Consider the following 19,839-nt stretch of genomic DNA (forward strand, 5'->3'; position numbering starts at 1 on the left):
AGATCAACCCTTTGTCGCACCGGCGGTCAGGCCGGCAATGTAATAGTCCATCAGGAATGCGTAGATGATGAGCGGCGGCGCTGCGCCGAGCAGGGCGCCGGTCATGATCTGCCCCCAGTTGAACACGTCGCCCTTGATCAAGGAGGTAATGATGCCGACCGGCATCACCAACTGGTCGGTCGACGTCGTGAACACCAGTGGATAGAGGAATTGCGCCCATGACACCGTGAAGGCGAAGATGGTCGCCGCAATGATGCCGGGAAAGGCAACCGGAATGAATATCCGCGTCAGCGTCTGGATCCAGGACGCGCCGTCGATCACGGCCGCCTCATCCAGCTCCTTCGGGATCGAGGCGAAGTAACCGATCATGATCCATGTGCAGAACGGCACCGTGAGCGTTGGATAGAGAATCAGCAGCACGTACCATCTGTTGATGAGCTGGATGCCGGTCCAGTCGCCGATCACCGCGAACATCTTGAAAAGCGGAATGAAGAGCAGTGTCTCGGGGATGAGATAAGTCAGGAATACGCCGGTCGCGAGAGTCGCCGAGCCCCAGAACCGCATCCGCGCCAGGGCGAAAGCCGCCGGCACCGATATCAGCATGGTGATCGTGACGACGAAGATCGAGACGATTGCCGAATTCCAGAAGAAGCGCAGAAACTGGTTCGACGTCAGCAGACCGACATAGTTCTCGAGCGTTGGGTGGAACACCCACCACGGATTAGTCGCGGCCGAAATCTCGGCGCTGCTCTTCAACGAAGTGATGAGCATGTAGATCGGAGGCGTCAGCGAGAAAATGGCGAAGATCACCAGGAAAAAATAGGACCAGCGCAGCGCCCAGGCCCGATCGCGGCTCATGCTGCCGTACTTGACCTTGCGGGTCGGCGCGGTCTTGTCGATTGTTACTGTTGTCATCAGGCTTCGTTCCCGCGTTTGTTGATGTCGCGCAGGATGAAAATCGCTGCGATCGCCAGGATCGGCACCATGAAGAGGGAGACGCTGGCGCCCAGCGGTATATCGCTGCCCTCGATTCCAATGCGGAACGCCCACGTCGCGAAGATATGGGTGTGATCGAGCGGGCCGCCCGCGGTCAGGATGCGCACGATGTCAAAATTGGCGAACGTCACGATCAGGGAGAACAGCGTCGTGATCGCGATGATGTTTCGCATCATCGGCAGCGTGACGTACCAGATGCGCTGCCACCAATTGGCGCCGTCGATGGCGGCGGCCTCGTAGAGCTGTTCCGGCACGGATTTCAGCGCAGCCAGATACATGATCATGAAGAACGGTGCGCCGACCCAGATGTTGACGAGAATGACCGAGAAGCGCGCCCACATCGCATCGCCGGTCCATGGGATCGGCCCGATGCCGAAGAAGGAGAGGGTGTAGTTGAACGCACTGTAGGAGGGATCGAACAGCCACAGCCAGGCGAGCGTGCTCATCGCCGGCGGAATCACCCACGGCACCAGCAGCATGCCGCGCCATTTGCGCTGGCCCTTGGCCGGGATGTTGTGAACGAAATGCGCAATGATAAAGCCCAGCAGCGCCTTGAAGACGACGGCCGTGATCGCGAAGATGCAGGACTGCTTCACGACGAGCCAGAACGTCTCGCGCCTGAACAGGAACTCGAAATTGCTGAGCCCGACGAAGCGCTGCATCGACTTGTTCAAGGTGGCCAGGTGCAGCGCATAGAAGGCCGGATAGATCACGAGAGTCGCGATCAGGAGGATCAGCGGCAGCGTCATCAGGAACGCCACGCTTGATTTGCGCCTGAGCATTTTGTGTAGGCTCGAGCGCTTGCGCGCGGCTTGTGCGGCGCCCCGGTTCGGCTGCAATGCGACGTCAGCCATGGTGTGCTTTCATCCCTATAACGTTTCTGTCGGCTTTGCCGGGCCTGCGATTGAAGGTGGAATGGGAATGGCGGCCTGCGATCAGGCAGGCCGCCAGAGTATCCCGTCCGTCAGCTCCGCATGAAGCCTTCGCACTCGCCTTCAGCCCAGGCGAGCACCTTTTCCATCGCTTCGCCCTGGTGATAGCGCAGGCACATCTTGGTCAGGGTCGCCTGCGTATAGATCTGCTGTGCGATCTTCGGCGGGGCGGGCGCCGCGGCGATCGAAAGAGTCTGGTGGTTGTGCGGGTTCGGATAGTGGTAGAGCGTGCCCTTCGGCGGCCCTTCCTCCTGCCAGACCTTCAGCGTGGTGAGCTTTTCGTAGCAGGGCAGATCGTAGCCGCCGCTCGCCACACACATCTTCTCGATCGCATCCGGTTGAGAAAGAGCCCTGAGCACGCTCTTGGCCGCTTCCTTGTTCTTGGAGAACGACCAGGTGCCCCAGAAATAGGACAGGTATGGCGCATAACGGCCCTTCGGTCCGGCCGGGAAGCCGTGACTCCAGCACTGCTCGGCGACCTGCGGCGCGTCGCGTTTGGCAACGGCCCAGGCACTCGGCGGGTTCATGATCAGGGCGCCCCTGCCGGAGACAAGCCATTTGTTGTTGGAGGAGTCGTCCCAGGCGCCGGCGTCCGGCGGCAGGAAGGAGATCAGCTTCTTGTAGTATTCGAGCGCCTGACGCACGGCGTCGGTCTTGACGGTGACGTTACCCTTCTCATCAACGAGGGCTGCACCGAACGACTGGAAGATTGCGCCCGCTGTATCGACGTTGTCGCTGGTCTCGCCAAGTCCGATGCCGAACGGAACGCCGCCTTTCTGGCAAGCCTCCGCGGCCTTGAGGAAGGTGTCCAACGTCCAACTGTCGGCCTTCGGCGGGGCACCGGCCGGATACAGTGCCTGCACATCGATGCCGGCATGCTGCTTCATCAGGTCGATGCGGGAGCAGGGACCCTTGATCTGGCTGCCGACGCTCGCGGGCACCGCCAGCCATTTGCCTTTGGACTGGCCGAGATATTTCACGGTACCGTTGGGTTCGCCGTTCTGCTTGATGAGGCCTTCCATGACGTCGTTCATGGGTTCCAGCAGCTCGGCCTGCGCATGCGGCCACCAAGTCGGCATGGCGAGGATGTCGTGGCCGGATTTCGCCTGTGCTTCGGCTGCGATGGTGAGCAGGTTCTTGTTGCCCTGGCTCGGGATGTAGTCGATCTGAACCTCGACCTTCTCCTTTTCCGCCCAAGCATTGACGATATCGGTCGATGCCTTGTTGGCGCCGGGAACCCAGTGATCCCAGAAACCGATCGAGAGCTTGCCGGCGGCATGGGCGCCGCGCACGTAGGGCGCGGTGATGAGCGCTGCGGATGATAGCGCTGTCGCAGCAACGAATTGTCGGCGAGAAAGCTTCCTGCGTGACATAACGTTTCCTCTTTGCTGAGCCAGATTTTGCTTCTTATTATTCTTCTCCGTCTGGAGGGATCCGCATCGAGGCGGCGGCCAGCGGAGATTTTGTAATCGGATCAGACCAGAATTGTTTGCATCTGTCGAGAAAACACAGCGGCCCACCGTTATTGAACTAACGTTGCGTGGAAATTCCGGGCAGCGGGAGCGACGATGTCGTGTCCTCGACATCGTTAATAATTGACAGGGTGATATTGCGCCGCACACTTTGCATTCGAGCAGGGGGCGCAATCGCGCCGCAGCCGACCGAAGGCGCGCGCAACTGTTTGCCTGGAAGATGTTTCCTGCCGGGGAACCATCCGGCGCAACGGTGGACGAGTTTGGGGCGGAAACGATAGTTTAGGCGCCGAAAGATTCTCGCGCGCTTTGGCGATTGCGCGTGGCAAATTTCACGATCGACCATGGAGACCCGACAATGACACGTCCTCAACAGCTTGCGCCGATGCCGTTGCGCTGGTGTTTTGTACTTGGCGCCATCGTCGTGCTGGCTCTTGGCGCGTGTGCGACGGCGAACGCGCAAGGGCTGGTGCAGGGCGTGCAGCAAGGAGCGCGCGAGGGCAACAAGGCTGCCGGCCCGGTCGGTGGCGTGCTGGGCGGCGCGATTGGCGGCGTCGTCGGCGTGGTCACGGGCGTCACCGGCGTTCTGACCGGAGGCAACAACAATACCAAGGGCGGACAGGCTCCGGCAGCGAAGGATTCCAAGCAGGGCGAGCCTTCCAAGCAGGGTGAGGCCTCAAAGCCCTCGAAGGGGTCCAAAGCGACGAAAACCGCAAAGCAGCAACAACCGCAGCAGCCGGCCATCCTTACCCAAGCCGGCGCGCCGCAACTGACGGCCGAACAGATCGTCGCCAACAGCGACGCCAATATCGAGCGGATCAAGAAGGAGCTAAATCTCACGCCCGAGCAGGAGAAGCATTGGGCCGCGTTCAACAGTGCGATGCACTATCTCGGCCATAACGGCGCCGATCGCCTCAATCTGCGCATTGCGCGCGCCAAGCGCGATCCTCCCGACGACATCATCGAGCAGATGCGCAACGAGGCCCAATTTCTCAACGACCGCGCCGTCGATCAGCGCAACGTGGCCGACGCGGCCGAACCGCTATTTGCCAGCCTGGACGACAAGCAAAAGGCGGTCTTTATTCAGGAGATGGTCAATCTGAGCCACGAGCGCGGGCTCGACTAGCCGGCTCTGCCGGACGAATAGCCGGGTACGTGTGCCCTGGGGTAGGTTGAAAGGCACGGCACCCGGCTATTCTGCCGCAGCGGCGCGGCCCCTCCCAATCTCATTGCAATGATGATGAAACCCTGACGGACTCGCGCCTTACTGATGGCTGACTTGCGGCGTTGTCGGGAACTTCATTATTTGAGGGGCGGTGTGGCGTCCCAACATCATTGCGCCATGCCACCACAGCACCAAAAACCAATTCGGCCGGGTCGGACGCCGCCGAAGAATTAAGGTCCGGACCCGTTGATGCAGCGAGGCCTCAGGTTTTCGGAAAGTTCAGCTCCCCGCCGACGCCATCGGGATCGTAGAGGAAGAACTGCGTATCGCCGGTGCGCGGCACTATGCTCTCGCGAAATTTGACGCCTTTCGACTGCAGTCGCCTTCGCATGCCCTCGACATCGGTGGCGGCAAAGGCGATATGGTCAAGCCGGCCGGTATCTTCATACTTCTTCTCGGTGCCGCGCACCACGATGCCCTCACGCGGCTTGCGCGTGCCCATCAGATGCACCGTGGCCGTGCCACCGGAATAGAGCCAGTAGCCGGCGAAATCGAGCGGCGGACGATCGCCGTTTTCCAGCCCGAGCACATCGCAATAGAAATCCTTGGTGCGCTCAAGATCGGCGGGCTCAATGGTGTAGTGCTGCAGTCCGCCAAGTCCCATGGCCGTTCTCCCTAAACGAAGCTGAGGTCGGTATCGACGCCCATCATCCAGGCGCCGACGGTTTCAAAATGCCTGAGCTGGCCTTGCAGCTGCTGGGTCACGGTATGGATGTCGCGGAACCGGCGCTCCAGCGGATGGTTCTCGAAGATCGCAGTGGCGCCTGCGGCATTGTAGGCAAAGTCGACCGCCTCGCGCGCCTTGTGGATGGCATGGGTCGAGGCCATGCGGATGTTCATGCGCTGCGCGATCGTGATGGTGGCGCCCGCGGTGAGATCCTTCCAGGTGTCGGCCATCGATTGCAAGACGTAGCCCCGCGCGGCGCGGAGATTGACTTCCGCCTGGGCGAGGTTGCTCTGGACCACCGCATTGTCGCGCAGCGAGACCTTCGCGCCACGCGGCACCTTGTTACGCATCGTATCGACGAAGTTGTCGAGGGCGGTGCGGGCGATGCCGCAGGCGACACCGGCAAAGCCGACCTGATAGCAGGTGTGATTGCTCATGCGGTAGAGCGGGCCGCGCTCGCGGCATTCCCGGTCGAACTCACGCGTAATCGAATGGTCGGCGCGCACGAAGAAGTCGTTGAGCGCGAACTGGTCGCTGGCGGTGCCGCGCAGGCCCACGGTGTTCCAGATGTCGGTCCACTCGACGTCTTCGGCGCGGACCAGCATGGTGCGCTCGAGCGGGGCTCCATTGGCGTCGTATCTGGGCGAACCGTCGGCCGCACAGATCGGGCAGTGCGCGCCGAGCCAGGTCGCATGCCGGCCGCCGGATGCAAAGGACCACACGCCGGTTACCCGGTAGCCGCCGTCGCATTCGACCGCGCGAACCCTGGGGCCGGGGCCCCACGCCAGTACCGCTCGCGGATCGCCGAAGATCGCCTGCGCCACCGGCAGATCGAGATAGGCCGCCGACATCGCGCAACCGCCGGCCTGGCTGAGGCACCAAGCGGTGGAGGCATCGGCTTTGGCAATGGTTTCGATGACGTGAAAGAAAGTCACGGGATCGGTTTCGATCCCGTTGGTCGAGCGGGGCAGCAACAGCCGGAACAGTTGCGCATCGTGCAGCTTGTCGAGCAGCGCTGGCGGCAGCCGGCGGGTCGTCTCGATGTCATCGGAAGCTGCCGCGACGTCGGAACGTATGGCTTCGGCCCGGGCGATCACTGCCTGGTCGCCCGCAAGATCGGCAGAGTTTGCGATCGGTGTATTCAAGGCCAGCCTGCCGGTTCGTCGCGTTCGCGTGCCAGTGATCAGTGGATGCGCCAGTGATCAGTAGATAAGGCTATCGCGCCATCGCCGCGATCGGCAAGTCAATAGCGATGCGAAGCACGCCTGTGCATGCGCGATTGGGATTTCGTACCGCTTTGCACAATGGGATCCGATATCCGGCGAACGCTGCGGCGCATGTGTCCGACTTGTTTAAGATTTTCTAGCCTTGCGATTGGCCGGAATCGATCCGGGATGGGGCGACGGATGGAAGAGCGGCGAAAATTTCCGCGAACGGAGATGGAGCAGCCTGCCTATGTTTCGTCGGGCGGTTCCGTGATGCGTTGCGTGGTGCGGAACATCTCGCGCGCGGGCGCTGCGATCGATGTCGACAATCCGGCCTTCGTCCCGCAGCGCTTTCGCCTGGTGATGGCAAAGGATCCATCGATCGTGCACGAGTGCCGGGTAGCATGGATCCAGAAGAATCGTATCGGCTTGACCTTCATCAGGATGGTGGACGCGGTTATCGATCGGCCAACGTCGGACGGGACGCGCTGAGCACACTACTCGATCCGCAGCTTCGCATCGCGCACCACCTTGCCCCACTTATCCATCTCCAGCTTGATGCGCGCGCCGAACTGATCCGGCGTATTCGCGACGGCCTTGAAGCCGAGCGTCGTGAGGCGTTCCTTCACATCGGGCTGGGCGACGATTTTGACGATCTCACGATGAAGCATATCGACAATCTCTTTCGGCGTCCCCGCGGGCACGACGATCCCGGTGAGCGTGTCGGCCTCCTGATCCTTCACGCCCTGTTCGGCGAAGGTCGGCACGTCGGGCATTCCGGCGGCGCGTTCGGTTGACGCCACGCCCAGCGCGCGCAGTTGTCCGCTCTGCACCGCCGACAAGGCAGGCGGCAGCGCGGTGAAGGCAATCGGCGTGTGCCCGCCGACCGTTGACTGGATCGCCGGCCCAGCACCTGTGAAAGGTACGTGCACCAGGTCTAGCTTGAAAGCCAGCCGGAACAGCTCGCCACCCAGATGCGGCGTCGATCCAACGCCGGGGCCGGCAAAGCTGTACTTGCCGGGATTGTCCCTGACGAGCTGCATCAGTTCCGGTAACGTTTTGGCCGGCACTTGCGGGTTGACCACGACGACATTTGGCGAGACCGCAACCAGGGTCACCGGCGCAAAGTCCTTGACTGGATCGTACGGCACCTTTGCATACAGGCTGGGATTAACGACGAAGCCGGTGCTGACCACCATGATGGTGTAGCCGTCCGGCGTCACGCGCGCGACCTGGCCGGCTGCGGTGTTGCCGCCGGCGCCGCCGATGTTCTCGACGAAGAACTGCTGGCCGAGATGGTCGCTGAGCTTTTGCGCCACGATGCGGGCGATGGCATCGGTCGGTCCGCCCGCCGGGAAACCGACCACGACGCGCACCGGCTTGCTTGGATAGTTTTGCGCCGACGACGCCAGGACGCCGGACAGCAGCCACGCGGTTGCCAATAAGACCCGCAAAGCCATGGCCATGGCGCTCTCCCCAATATGTTTGTTGGGGCTATCATCGGCGAGGCCGCGACGTCGAACAAGGGGCTATTGCGATGGCCGGCGAGCGTTATTTCTTCAGCAGCGGCTTGAGCCGTTCTTCCAACTCCTCGAACGACATCGAGCCCTGCAGCCGCACGCCGTTGAGGAAGAAAGTCGGCGTCGAGGTAACCTTCAATTCGCGATGGGCGTATTGCTGATCGGCGTTCAGCTTGTCGAACTGCGCCTGATCTTCCTCGCAGGTCTTGACGTCCTGCTCGCTCATACCGTACTGCTTCCCGACATGGATGAGCGTATCCTTGGTCTGCGCCATCAACCGGTCCTGCAGCTTGAACAACATGTCGACTGCGCCGAGGTATTTTTCGGAATCGTCCTTGCCAATGCAGCGCGCCAGTATCGAGGCTGCGGCGGCCTTGATGTCGAGCGGAAACTCGCGGAATACGAAGCGTACCTTGCCGGTCTCGATATACTTCGAACGCAGCATCGGAAGCACATTCTGGCTGAACGCCGCGCAATGCGAACAGCTCATTGAAGAATATTCGGTAATCGTCACCGGCGCCTTCGCAGACCCGATGGCGATGTCGGGGAGGGATACCGGCTTCGCGACATTGGCGGCAATCGCGCTTTGCGCCAACGCGGTGCCCGCGAAGGCGAGCGACGCGAATGCAACGAGCGCGATGACGGCGATGGGACGATAGGCGTTCAACGTGTCTCCGAACCCGAATTTGGTAAGCGATCGCGCGACGGAACTGCCTTTTATTGGTTTAGCCAGCCAAAAGCCACCCGATCAGATTGATTACGCGCCGGGAACTGTCGCCATTTGCGGCCGCGCCGTGCAAAGGAATATTGTCGTCTGTCATGACCGATGGTTTGATGCAAGCGTGACGCCTGCACCGTCGATCCAAGCGGCCAAGATTCGGCTCTACCCAGCGAAATACAACAAGAGAACGTCATGACCCTGGACACGGCGCTGTTGAGCGAAACGCAGACAGCGGATGCCATGTTGCGGGCGCGGGCCCGGCGGGTCGTTCCCGGCGGCATGTGGGGCCACCTGAATGCCGCGCGGCTTCCGGAAGGCTATCCGCAATTCTTCGCCTCTGCGGAAGGCTGCCGCGTGCGCGACGTCGATGGGCGCGAATACATCGACTTCATGTGCAGTTGGGGGCCGATCCTGCTCGGCCACCGGCATCCCGAAGTTCAGGCCGCGGCCGAGGCGCAGGCCGCCAAAGGCGACTGCTTGAACGGCCCGGGCGAGGTCATGGTGGAGCTTGCCGAGGATCTTGTCGCCATGCTGCCGCACGCCGATTGGGCGATGTTTCAGAAGAACGGCGGCGATGCGACCACGTGCTGTGTGACGATCGCCCGTGCCGGCACCGGACGCCGCAAGGTACTGGTCGCGCGTGGCAGCTATCATGGCGCGCTGCCATGGTGCTCGCCGAGCGTTGCCGGCGTGACTGCCGAGGACCGCGCGCATCTGACGCAGTTCGAGTATAACGACGTGCAGAGCTTGCGTGCGGCGGTCGAGGAAGCGGGCAAGGATCTCGCAGCAATCCTGGTGACGGCTTTCCGCCACGACATGGGACGCGATCTCGAACTGCCGACGAAGGAATTCGCGGCGGCCGCGCGGGCCGCATGCGACGCGGCTGACGCCGCTCTGATCATCGACGAAGTGCGGGCCGGCCTGCGTCTCGATACCAGAGGGAGCTGGGAAGCGCTCGGCGTGCATCCGGACCTGTGCGCCTGGAGCAAGGCGATCGCCAACGGCTACGCACTGGCCGCCGTTACCGGCAACGACCGCTTCCGCGAAGCCGCCAGCAGGATATTCGTTACCGGGTCGTTCTGGTGCGGCACGGTGGCGATGGCGGCGGCGCGAACGACGCTGCGGATCGCGCGTGAGAAGGATGTGCCCGGGTATATTCGTGCGATGGGCATGAGGCTGCGCGAGGGATTGGCATCCTTGGCGAGCGAGCACGGCATCGCGATCCGCCAAAGCGGCCCGCCGCAAATGCCGCTGATGCTGTTCGAGGCCGACCCAGACGCAATGAAGGGCCGGACGTTCTGTACAGCCGCGCTACGCCACGGCGCGTTCTTTCATCCCCAGCACAATATGTTTCTGTCCTCGGCGCATCGCCCAGCCGATATCGACGAGGCGCTGCAGGCGGCCTCGCACGGCTTCAAGGCCGTCCGCGAATTGGAGGCGAAGTCCAATCGATAGTCGTCGGCATCGACCTGGGCTAATTGGGGACTTGTGAGCATCAGATAAAAATGCCCCGCAACGCGGTCTTTGCGACCAACGATGGCGGGGCAGTCTTGGGAGAAAACGGCGAGATCGCCGAATGACGCGGACATCGTCCGGCATCATGTAAACCGACATTGCACTCTTTCGGCGGCGTTCGCATTGACCTGGATCAAACAGCAGGTACGCCTGCCCTGACAACGAGCGCGGTGGAATAGCCGGCCGCGCGGGCGCATCATCCGTTGGACTTCGACTTCACGTTGCGGTCAGTTCATCACGCGACGCGGTTCCAGGCGTGCTTGCCGGGGGCGGGCGTGTAGCACGCCGCATGTTCGAACTCGTCATGGCCCGCCAGCTGCAAGACTTCGACGCAATCGGCATTGAGGCGTTCGTTGTCGACCAAGCCTTCCGCAAGCACCAGCGCCTGCGATGGGCCGACCGATTGCACTTCGATCTGGCGTTGCAGGCATTTGAAGCTGTGGCCGTCGGAATTACAGAGATCCTTGTAGAAGGAGACGCGATAATTGTTCATCTGGCACTCCCATCCTTCCGGCATCCTGTCATCTAGCTTACTCTCAAGCGTTCATGTCCACCAGCCGCTGGCGGTTGCGCAGCACGATTTGACGTGCGTTCGAAAACACTAGAATGCACTGGTCGCTAAGCTGCGACAGCGCCCGAGAAACGGTTTCCAGCGTCAGGCCGAGATAGTCGCCGATGTCGCGGCGCCACATCGGCAAAGCCATCATACCAGCTTTGGTGAGCCGGCGGTCCATTTCCAGCAGGAAGGTGGCAACTTTTTCCATCGCGGTCTTGCGACCCAGAAGCAGCATATGTCTTCGGCGTGCCGGGGGTCGTTTGCCGTCACGATCCAGAGGTTACGGGCGACCTGGACGTTTGCCTCGTCCTTGCGGTAGGAAAACTCGCTGGCAATCACACCCGCACAGGTCGCGATCACGCTGAGCTGGTCGACGGCCGGAACACCCTGGGTGCGTGGGGCGGGGAAAACCTTGGCTGCTGAAACCGCCGGGGCGGTGATCGTCTGGGTGCATTTGCCATCTCCTCGATGCGGGATGGCTATCCGGGATTTTTGCAGCGCGAAATTTGGGTCGATATCCCAAGGAGGAGCCCTTACGGGGGTTGTCCGGACGTCGTCATCGGCGACGTAGACCATCGATTTCCGGGGCGGAATGCCGGCTTCGGATTCACTGGTGGCGCTGTTTCGGATGTCGGTCATGCCGACAAAATAGAGGTTGTTCGAGTTCCCGAATTGATTTGGCTCAATCGTCGACGATCCCGGCGCGGATCGCAAAGCGAACCAGTTCGGAAAGGTTACCGGCCTGCATCTTGGTCACCACATTCGCCCGATAGACCTCCACCGTACGCGGGCTAATATCGTATTCTCGGGCGATTGCCTTGCTCGATTGCCCCGTCACCAACCCTGCATCACCTGGCGTTCACGCTGGGTAAGGCTGGCGACGCGGGCAGCCATGTCGGCCGACAACGCCCCGCTCTTCGAACTGCTCTCGCTCTCCGCGAGCGCGGTCTCGACCATGCGATCAGCCGGTCATCCTCGAACGGCTTTTCGAGACAATCGAGCGCGCCAAGCTTCATCGCTTCGACGGCGAGGGGTACGTCGCCGTGGCCTGTCATGACGATAACGGGAAGCTTTCGCGGGCCCGTGTTCAGTTGACGCAGTAGCTCCATGTCATCAGAACGCCGCGGCTGGCGCTGCGCTGCCGACGTAGCCATGTTAGGGAAGGTCAGCGCGGGTTCGATTGACGAGGATCAAGCGTGACCCGTTCGCACCGAATAGACTGCACAGGCTTGCGTGAGGATATCGAAAGAAATGCACGCCATGGTCCTGAAAGCGCCCGGCGCGCCACTGCAGTTTGAGCTGCGCGAGGATCCGGTACCCGGGCCCGGCGAAGTGCGCATTACGGTCGGAGCCTGCGGCGTGTGCCGCACCGATTTGCATGTCGTCGATGGAGAATTGCCGAGTATTTTCTATCCGATCGTACCGGGGCACGAGGTGGTTGGCCGAGTGGATGCGCTCGGTCCCGGTGTGACGTCTCTAAGGATCGGCGAAAGGGTCGGCGTTCCCTGGCTCGGTCATACCTGCGGCGAATGTCCCTATTGCCGGAGCGGCCGCGAAAACCTTTGCGACCGCCCACTCTTCACCGGCTACACCCGCGACGGCGGCTTTGCCACGCATCTCGTCGCGGATGGCGGCTATTGCTTTCCACTCGGCGAGGCCGACGACGACGTCGCTATCGCTCCTTTGCTGTGCGCGGGTTTGATCGGCTGGCGCTCGCTGCTGATGGCGGGTGATGGAAAGCATCTCGGCATTTTCGGCTTTGGTGCAGCAGGCCATATCATCGCGCAGGTAGCGCGCTGCCAAGGGCGATCGGTCTTCGCATTCACCCGGTCGGGCGACGTCGCGGCGCAGCGCCTTGCGATATCACTCGGCGCCGAATGGGCCGGTGGGTCGGAGGATCGGCCTCCGGTGCCGCTCGACGCAGCCATCATCTACGCGCCGGTCGGCTCCCTGGTGCCATTGGCATTGCGCGCTGTACGCAAAGGCGGACGCGTGGTCTGCGCCGGCATTCACATGTCGGACATTCCTTCATTTCCTTACCATATGCTGTGGGAGGAGCGGCAGTTGCTTTCAGTTGCAAATCTGACGCGCGGCGACGGCATCGCGTTTTTCAAGGTTGCGGCGCAAGCCGGCATCAGAACGCACACCAGCGTGTTTCCCTTGCGGCAAGCAAATGAAGTGCTCTCGAAACTGCGCGCCGGGCAGATCACGGGCGCCGCTGTGCTGCAGCCATGACTGAGCGATTGCCCGCCGACACTATCGCAGCCGAGGCCGAGAAACAGCAGCACGTGCTCGATTTCCTCGATGGCTCCAGCTTCGGTGCGGCCGGGGGCGGCAAGCGGATCGATACCCATGCCTCCATGGTTTTTCTCGGAGCTGATCGGGCATTGAAGATCAAGCGTGCCGTGCGCTTGCCGTTCCTCGATTATTCGACGCTGGAGAAGCGCAAGCGTGCCTGCGAGGAGGAGCTGAAAGTCAATGCCGGCAATGCTCCCGAAATCTACCGGCGCGTTATTCCGATCACGCGCAATTCCGAGGGCGTTCTCGAAATCGGCGGCTCGGGCACCGCGGTCGAATGGGCGGTCGAAATGGCGCGGTTCGACGAGAGGCAGTCGCTCGACCGTATCGCTGCATCGAAGACGATCGATCCATCGCTTGCGACGGCCGTGGCTGACGCGGTTCTGCGATCCCACGACAGGGCACCGCGCCACGACGGTGAAAGCTGGCTTGCCTCCATTCTACCCATCATCGACCGCAATACCGCAAAATTCCGAGCCGTGGACGGACTTGAGGCGGTTGCGATTGATCAACTCGATGCCGCCAGTCGCGGCTCCGCAGCGATATTGCAGCCGCTGCTCAGGCAGCGTGTCGAGCAAGGGTTCGTGCGCCGCTGCCATGGTGACCTACATCTTGCCAATATTGCATTGGTGAATGGCCGGCCGCTGCTGTTCGATGCCATCGAGTTCGATCCGGTCATCGCCACGACGGATGTCTTCTATGATTTTGCTTTTGCGCTGATGGATATGATCCATTTCAATCAAGGCGCGGCAGCAAACGCGGCGTTCAATCGCTACCTTGCGCAGGCGGGGGACAAAGATCTCGACGGCCTGCGCCTGCTGCCGCTGTTTCTCTCAATGCGGGCGGCGATCCGCGCGCATGTCCTGTTCGTGAAGAGCGAACATGGCGGAGGGAATGATGCGGTCTGGCAGGAGGCCAGGCGCTATTTTGATCTGGCAGTACGCCTTATCATGCCCAAGCCACCGCTGCTGGTGGCAATCGGCGGGCAGTCGGGGACGGGAAAGTCGGTGCTGGCTCGCGGGCTCGCGGGGCTGATCGAGCCCCCGCCCGGCGCGCTCATTGTCCGCTCGGATGTCGTTCGCAAGCGCGTATTCGGCGCCGATGAAACCACGGCTCTGCCGGAATCCGCCTATAGGCCCGATGTCACTGAGCGTGTCTACGGCATGCTTTCGAGCACCGCGCAGCGTGTCCTCGCCCAAGGCTGCTCGGTCGTGCTCGATGCTGCTTACCTGCAGGAATCGGAACGGAGGGAAATCGCGCATCTCGCAGCCACTTGCGGCGTTCGTTTTGCCGGCCTGTTTCTCACGGCGGACCTCGCGACGCGGCTGGCGCGGATCGAACAGCGCAGGGGCGACGCATCCGATGCGACACGGAGGGTTGCCCTGAAGCAGGAGACTTTCGCGCTCGGCGCTATAGACTGGCATATAATTGATGCCTCGGGGACGCCGGACCGATCGCTCCGCAGCGCCCGTACTTTTTTGTTTGCGGTGCCTAACGAGCGTTGACGATGAGAGCCCACCCAACCGGAACGTCCAGCCGGCGCAAGGCCTCTGAAGCGGCGAGTCTCGACTGTGCAACCGCATTCCAGACGATCGCGCTCGACTGCATTGCTTCTATCAAGGCCCAGCACAGCAGCGCATGCGCCGGCAATGCCGAGGCCGTGCATCAGATCCGGGTCGCGATCACACGGTTGCGCGCCGCTGTGGCGTTCTTCGCGCCGATCGTGGTCGATGCGGAATGGCTACGCCTGAAAAAGGAAATTGCCTGGCTGAATGGTCCACTCGGCGCCGCGCGCGATAACGACGTCCTCGTCGAATATGCGCGCCGCAAGCGTTACCGCGCCTGGGCGGAGCATATCAGCGAGCCGGTCGATCAGCGCCAGACGCAGAATCACCGCCGCCTGGTTCGGTGTCTGCGCTCCGTTCGGACGCAACGCCTGATCTCGGGAATCGCAGGCTGGATCAGACGGGGAGCGTGGCTGGCGCGGTGCAAGCGGAACAAAGAGGCAGAAACTCTGCAAGTCTATTGCGCTCGCGAACTCAACCGTTGGCACGGACGGGTGATCCGCAAGGGACGCCACCTGAAGGCGCTGGGTGGATCGCGCCGTCACCGGCTGCGGATCAGGGTTAAACGCTTCCGCTACATGCTGGAAGCGCTCACGGAAACCGTCGCGGTTTGGAACCGCGGCGAATTGCGTCAGCTGCACCGGCCGGCAAAGCGGCTGCAACGGGCTTTGGGCGACCTCCGTGACCTCAAGCGTTTCGCCGGCCTTGCCAGCGGATCGCCGCAGGCCGAAAACGGTAAACGGAGTAAGGTGCCGCCGGCGGGCTATCGCCATCGAAGGGATAAGCTGCTCGGCGTCGCCATCACGTCTTATCGTGAGCTAAGGCACGCCGGAGGCTGCTGACGTCATCGTTCACAGCGCTTCCGCGCGACATTGGCCGAGTTGATATGCGTCAACTTTTGTCGTCCGTCAGCCAGCTACTTTCCTGGCAGCAATCCAGGACGGGGGCCCTAAGCCCTCGCCAACGCATGGGAGAATGGCGATGTTCAGGAATATTCTGGTTCATATTCCCTCCGAGCGCCCGGTCAGGCCGGTGATTGACATCGCTGTTGCTCTGGCCAGTGCGCGGCGGTCGCATCTCGATGCTGTAGCCATCGGCTATGAATCGATGGGCGCCGCCGGGATGATTGCGGAAGGCGGCGGCGCCGCCGTAGCCGCCGTGATGGGGGCTGAACAGAAGCGTGCCCAGGAGCGGGCGAATGCCGCAATCGGCGTGTTCGAGATCGAGGCGAAGCTCGCCAACATCGCGTACGGCATCAGGACCTTTACGGCGATTCCCGCCGAAGCCGGCCAGACCATCGGGGCGCTTGCCCGCCTTTACGACATGACGATCGTGCTGCAGCCGGATCCGGCGAAGGCCAGCTACGACAACGAGATTCCGCAGCAGGTCCTGTTCAATTCCGGCGGACCGATGCTAATGGTTCCCTACATCCACAAGGGGCCGCTCGATGCCCACCATGTCGGGATCGCTTGGGACGGCAGCCGTCCTGCAGCCCGCGCATGGCGCGATTCTATGCCATTTCTGATGGGCGCGAAGGCCGTGACCGTGATTGCGGTCAATGAGGAGGCGGGTGAAGCCTCCTCGAGCCGGCTCGTTGCGCATCTGGGGCGGCGCGGCATTGCGGCCCGGGTGCAGCGGTTGATCACGGATCGCAGCGATGTTCAGGGCGCCATTCTGTCGGTCGCGGCCGAAAGCAACATTGGCCTCCTGGTGATGGGCGGCTACGGCCATTCGCGGCTGCAGGAGCGAATTCTGGGCGGTGTTACGCGCAGCATGTTCAAGTGCATGACGGTGCCGGTGCTGATGTCGCACTGATTTCAGGCGGGGGATGTGACCTTTGGTCTCCGTGAGTTCCTTGTCTCATCTCCTTGCGGCGGTGCTGCGGTCGCAATAACACCAATTTGATGCACGTCAATGTTCGATCCGAAGCCGGTCAGTATCGTTTTCGGCGGAAATTCGAAATCGGAGATTGTCATGTCAGAGCTGTCTGAGCGGGCCGCTTCCGTTTCCTTTCCAGCAGCCGCAAATGCAGAAGCGGAAGCCACCAAGCTAAACCAAGGCGCGCTGGAATTTATGCTCGGTGCCCAGAGGATAATGTTCGAGGAACTGGTGTTCCTCGGCGACGAGATGTTGGAGCGAACGCAGACCGAGATGCACTTGTACACTGAGTTCGTCGCGAAGATGGCGAGCGCGCATTCGGTGCGGGACATCAGGACGATGTGCCAGGAATGCGGCCAGCATCAGCTCGACTTCTTCCGCCGCGACTCCGAACGGCTGTTCAGGCACGCCGAGCGGATGATCGCGGCCACGTCGAACTTAATCAGTGGCCGCTCCTTGAACTGATGGGCCAGTAGCATGCAGTGCGAATCGCCCCTGCCGACGGCGATAAGTTACGGTCTTGCCGGTTCGCAATAGGCCGCGACCTGCCGGTACTGAAGAACGATGTCCACCTATCGTCTGAACAATCTGCTTTCGCCGCATTCCGTCGCGCTGGTAGGGGCGAGCCCACGTCACGGCTCGGTAGGCCGTGCCATTCTCAACAACATCCGCAAGGCCCAGTTCAAAGGCGAATTCGGCCTCGTCAATCCGCACTATCATGAGATCGACGGGGTCGCGGCCGCTGACAGCATCGCAAAGCTGTCTTTTGCGCCGGAACTCGTTATCCTCACCGCGCCGGCCCGCACCATCGCCGGCCTGATAGACGAGGCGGGCCGTCGCGACGCGGCCGGCGCCGTCATTGTCAGCGCCGGGCTCGGCCATGGTCCGGGTTCGCTGGCGGAAGCGGCGGAGCGCGCCGCGCAAAAATACGGCATGCGGTTGATCGGCCCGAATTGCCTGGGCATCATGATGCCGGGCGTCAGTCTCAATGCCAGCTTTTCCGCGCATATGCCGGCCGCGGGCCATTTAGCGCTAATCTCGCAGTCCGGCGCCATTGCCGCCGGCATGGTGGATTGGGCGGCACAGCGGGCTGTCGGTTTTTCCGGCATCGTTTCGATTGGCGACCAGCTCGATGTCGATATAGCCGATCTGCTCGATTACTTCGCGCTGGATGACAAGACTCACGCCATCCTGCTTTACATAGAGGCGATCAAGGATGCCCGTAAGTTCATGTCGGCAGCGCGGGCCGCCGCCAGAATCAAGCCGGTTGTAGTCGTCAAGTCGGGCCGCATGGCTCAAGGAGCGCAGGCGGCGGCAACCCATACCGGCGCGTTGGCCGGGGCGGATGCCGTCTACGATGCAGCGTTTCAGCGCGCCGGGATCCTGCGCGTATCGGATCTTCGCGAATTGTTCGACTGCGCCGAGACGCTCGGGCGGGTCAAATCGCCGTCGGGAAAAAGGCTTGCGATCCTGACCAATGGCGGCGGCATCGGCGTGCTGGCAGTCGACCGGCTGGTCGAACTCGGCGGTATTCCAGCGGGTCTCTCGTCGGCGACCCGCGAGAAGCTGGACGCTGTTTTGCCGCCGACATGGTCGAAATCGAACCCGGTCGATATCGTCGGCGATGCCGATCCGGCGCGCTATGCCGCAGCGCTCGAAGCGTTGCTGGCCGATTCCGAAAACGATGCCGTGCTTGTCATGAACGTGCAGACGGCAATCGCGCGCGCCGACGAAATCGCCGTGGCCATGACCGGAGTGGTGCAGAAATATCGCGCCGGACAGCGCATGTCGCCGAAGCCCGTTCTCGCGGTGTGGGTCGGCGCGGAACCGTCGATCGGCGATCTCTTTGGCGGGGCCGGCATTCCGAATTATCCGACCGAGGACGATGCCGTGCGCGGCTTCATGCATCTGGTCCGCCATCGCGAGGTGGTGGAGGCGCTGGCGCTGGTTCCGCCCGCCATGCCGAGCGAATTCGCTCCCGATGTCGATGCAGCGCGGCAGATCGTTGCCGCGGCGCTGGCCGACGGCCGTTCATGGCTCGATCCGATCGAGGTCAAGCGGCTCCTTGACGCCTACGACATCGCAGCCGTGCCGACCTTTGCCGTCGCCGATGCCGAAGAGGCGGTTGCGCATGCGAATGCGATCTTTGCGCAGGGGGCGACCGTCGTGCTCAAAATCATGTCGCGCGACATCGTCCACAAATCCGACGTCGGCGGCGTGGTGCTTAATCTCACCAGCGCCGATGCGGTGCGCAAGGCGACGGCCGACATTCTCGCGCGGGCAAGATCACTGCGGCCGGAGGCGCGAATATCGGGCGTGATGGTGCAGGCAATGGTGGTGCGGGCGAAGGCACGCGAGCTCATTCTCGGCCTCGCCGACGATCCGACCTTCGGCACGGTTGTCGTGTTCGGCCGTGGCGGAACGGCAGTCGAGATCATCAACGACAAAGCTTTGGCGCTGCCGCCGCTCGACCTGCAACTGGCGCGTAGCCTGATCGAACGCACCCGCGTCTCGCGGCTGTTGCGCGCCTATCGTGACGTGCCGGCGGTGAAGCAGGACGCCGTCGCGATGGTTCTGGTCAAGCTGGCGCAGATGGCCGCCGACATTCCCGACATTCGTGGGCTCGACATCAATCCGCTGCTGGCGGATGGGGCGGGCGTGCTCGCGGTCGACGCGCGGGTCGTGATCGGGCGCGCGGAGCGGAAGTTTCGGGGCTCGGGCCCTGCGAATTTTGCGGTGCGGCCTTATCCCTCGCAATGGCAGCGTCACATCGAGGCCAAGGACGGCTGGCGCGTATTTGTTCGTCCGATCCGGCCTGAGGACGAGCCGCTGATCCACGAGATGCTGAAACACGTCACGATGCACGACCTGCGGCTGCGTTTTTTCGCTCCGATGAAGGAATTCTCCCATGAATTCATCGCCCGCCTGACCCAGCTCGACTACGCTCGCGCGATGGCCTTTGTCGCGTTCGACGAGGCGACCAACGACTTGGTCGGTGTTGTCAGAATCCATTCGGACTCGATCTATGAGAGCGGCGAATACGCAATTCTGTTGCGATCGGACCTCAAGGGCAGGGGGCTTGGTTGGGCCTTGATGCAGATGATCATCGAATATGCGAGGTCGGAAGGCCTGAAAGCGATCTCCGGCGACGTCCTGACCGAGAACACGGTAATGCTGGCGATGTGCCGCAGCCTCGGCTTCGAGGTGAAGTCGGACCCGCAGGAGCACGATATCTGCAACGTCAGGCTGGCGCTTTAGCTATCCTCAAGCGCGCGTCGCGACCGCCGGA

18 protein-coding genes and 2 pseudogenes are annotated in these 19,839 nt (G+C 62.2%); 10 read left to right on the forward strand and 10 right to left on the reverse strand.

Annotated elements, in window-relative coordinates:
- Positions 1-3: 3 nt before the first annotated feature.
- The 3 genes from IVA95_RS11970 to IVA95_RS11980 form a co-directional block, all read right to left on the reverse strand.
- Positions 4-915 carry a carbohydrate ABC transporter permease gene (locus IVA95_RS11970; protein WP_213253774.1) on the reverse strand — a complete coding sequence of 304 codons (912 nt, stop codon included), beginning with the start codon at positions 913-915 and terminating at the stop codon, positions 4-6.
- Positions 915-1,850 (reverse strand): sugar ABC transporter permease, encoded by a 936-nt coding sequence (locus tag IVA95_RS11975; RefSeq protein WP_213253773.1) that lies wholly within the window; start codon positions 1,848-1,850, stop codon positions 915-917. The genes IVA95_RS11970 and IVA95_RS11975 overlap by 1 nt, the downstream gene beginning before the upstream one ends.
- Before the next feature lie 110 nt (positions 1,851-1,960).
- The gene (locus IVA95_RS11980; protein WP_247510655.1) at positions 1,961-3,301 is read right to left on the reverse strand and encodes an extracellular solute-binding protein; all 1,341 of its coding nucleotides are present in this window, start codon (positions 3,299-3,301) and stop codon (positions 1,961-1,963) included.
- Positions 3,302-3,758: 457 nt separating this feature from the next.
- On the opposite strand from IVA95_RS11980, the gene IVA95_RS11985 reads away from it, so the two are divergent.
- A complete protein-coding gene (locus tag IVA95_RS11985) occupies positions 3,759-4,526 on the forward strand; it encodes a Spy/CpxP family protein refolding chaperone (RefSeq protein WP_247510656.1) in 768 nt (255 codons plus the stop codon).
- Positions 4,527-4,827: 301 nt separating this feature from the next.
- Here the strand turns inward: IVA95_RS11985 and IVA95_RS11990 are convergent, their stop codons facing one another.
- Both IVA95_RS11990 and IVA95_RS11995 read right to left on the reverse strand, forming a co-directional pair.
- Positions 4,828-5,229: a VOC family protein gene (locus tag IVA95_RS11990; RefSeq protein ID WP_247510657.1), complete on the reverse strand. Its 402-nt coding sequence runs from the start codon at positions 5,227-5,229 to the stop codon at positions 4,828-4,830.
- Positions 5,230-5,240: 11 nt separating this feature from the next.
- Positions 5,241-6,437 carry an acyl-CoA dehydrogenase family protein gene (locus IVA95_RS11995; protein ID WP_247510658.1) on the reverse strand — a complete coding sequence of 399 codons (1,197 nt, stop codon included), beginning with the start codon at positions 6,435-6,437 and terminating at the stop codon, positions 5,241-5,243.
- Positions 6,438-6,698: 261 nt separating this feature from the next.
- On the opposite strand from IVA95_RS11995, the gene IVA95_RS12000 reads away from it, so the two are divergent.
- Positions 6,699-6,989, forward strand: a complete 291-nt coding sequence (locus IVA95_RS12000; protein WP_256470195.1) for a PilZ domain-containing protein — start codon at positions 6,699-6,701, stop codon at positions 6,987-6,989.
- 5 nt (positions 6,990-6,994) lie between these two features.
- On the opposite strand, the gene IVA95_RS12005 is transcribed toward IVA95_RS12000, so the two are convergent.
- Both IVA95_RS12005 and IVA95_RS12010 read right to left on the reverse strand, forming a co-directional pair.
- Positions 6,995-7,963, reverse strand: coding sequence for a tripartite tricarboxylate transporter substrate binding protein (locus tag IVA95_RS12005; protein WP_247510660.1), 969 nt, complete (start codon positions 7,961-7,963; stop codon positions 6,995-6,997).
- 85 nt (positions 7,964-8,048) lie between these two features.
- On the reverse strand, positions 8,049-8,684 hold the full coding sequence (locus tag IVA95_RS12010) for a thioredoxin domain-containing protein (RefSeq protein ID WP_247510661.1): 636 nt from the start codon (positions 8,682-8,684) through the stop codon (positions 8,049-8,051).
- A gap of 1 nt (position 8,685) precedes the next feature.
- On the opposite strand from IVA95_RS12010, the gene IVA95_RS12015 reads away from it, so the two are divergent.
- Positions 8,686-8,934, forward strand: coding sequence for a hypothetical protein (locus tag IVA95_RS12015; RefSeq protein ID WP_247510662.1), 249 nt, complete (start codon positions 8,686-8,688; stop codon positions 8,932-8,934).
- On the forward strand, positions 8,931-10,193 hold the full coding sequence (locus tag IVA95_RS12020; RefSeq protein ID WP_247510663.1) for an aminotransferase class III-fold pyridoxal phosphate-dependent enzyme: 1,263 nt from the start codon (positions 8,931-8,933) through the stop codon (positions 10,191-10,193). Before IVA95_RS12015 ends, IVA95_RS12020 begins: the two co-directional genes overlap by 4 nt.
- 295 nt (positions 10,194-10,488) lie before the next feature.
- Here the strand turns inward: IVA95_RS12020 and IVA95_RS12025 are convergent, their stop codons facing one another.
- The 3 genes and pseudogenes from IVA95_RS12025 to IVA95_RS38930 all read right to left on the reverse strand — a co-directional run.
- Positions 10,489-10,746, reverse strand: a complete 258-nt coding sequence (locus IVA95_RS12025; RefSeq protein WP_247510664.1) for a hypothetical protein — start codon at positions 10,744-10,746, stop codon at positions 10,489-10,491.
- Positions 10,747-10,789: 43 nt separating this feature from the next.
- A pseudogene (locus tag IVA95_RS12030) lies at positions 10,790-11,109 on the reverse strand (helix-turn-helix domain-containing protein); the annotation flags it as partial.
- A 382-nt stretch (positions 11,110-11,491) separates the two neighbouring features.
- Positions 11,492-11,879, reverse strand: a pseudogene (locus IVA95_RS38930) (LuxR C-terminal-related transcriptional regulator); the annotation flags it as partial.
- 181 nt (positions 11,880-12,060) lie between these two features.
- On the opposite strand from IVA95_RS38930, the gene IVA95_RS12045 reads away from it, so the two are divergent.
- The 6 genes from IVA95_RS12045 (at position 12,061) to IVA95_RS12070 (ending at position 19,808) form a co-directional block, all read left to right on the forward strand.
- Positions 12,061-13,044, forward strand: coding sequence for a zinc-dependent alcohol dehydrogenase family protein (locus IVA95_RS12045; protein WP_247510666.1), 984 nt, complete (start codon positions 12,061-12,063; stop codon positions 13,042-13,044).
- Entirely contained in the window at positions 13,041-14,612 is a 1,572-nt protein-coding gene (locus IVA95_RS12050) for a bifunctional aminoglycoside phosphotransferase/ATP-binding protein (protein WP_247510667.1), read from the forward strand. Before IVA95_RS12045 ends, IVA95_RS12050 begins: the two co-directional genes overlap by 4 nt.
- 2 nt (positions 14,613-14,614) lie before the next feature.
- A complete protein-coding gene (locus IVA95_RS12055; protein WP_247510668.1) occupies positions 14,615-15,514 on the forward strand; it encodes a CHAD domain-containing protein in 900 nt (299 codons plus the stop codon).
- A 139-nt stretch (positions 15,515-15,653) separates the two neighbouring features.
- Positions 15,654-16,487 carry a universal stress protein gene (locus IVA95_RS12060; protein WP_247510670.1) on the forward strand — a complete coding sequence of 278 codons (834 nt, stop codon included), beginning with the start codon at positions 15,654-15,656 and terminating at the stop codon, positions 16,485-16,487.
- A gap of 99 nt (positions 16,488-16,586) precedes the next feature.
- On the forward strand, positions 16,587-17,015 hold the full coding sequence (locus IVA95_RS12065) for a hypothetical protein (protein WP_247510671.1): 429 nt from the start codon (positions 16,587-16,589) through the stop codon (positions 17,013-17,015).
- A gap of 99 nt (positions 17,016-17,114) precedes the next feature.
- On the forward strand, positions 17,115-19,808 hold the full coding sequence (locus IVA95_RS12070; protein WP_247510672.1) for a bifunctional acetate--CoA ligase family protein/GNAT family N-acetyltransferase: 2,694 nt from the start codon (positions 17,115-17,117) through the stop codon (positions 19,806-19,808).
- Positions 19,809-19,839: the final 31 nt, after the last annotated feature.

Origin of the sequence: Bradyrhizobium sp. 157 (assembly GCF_023073815.1) — a bacterium.
Lineage (GTDB): Bacteria > Pseudomonadota > Alphaproteobacteria > Rhizobiales > Xanthobacteraceae > Bradyrhizobium.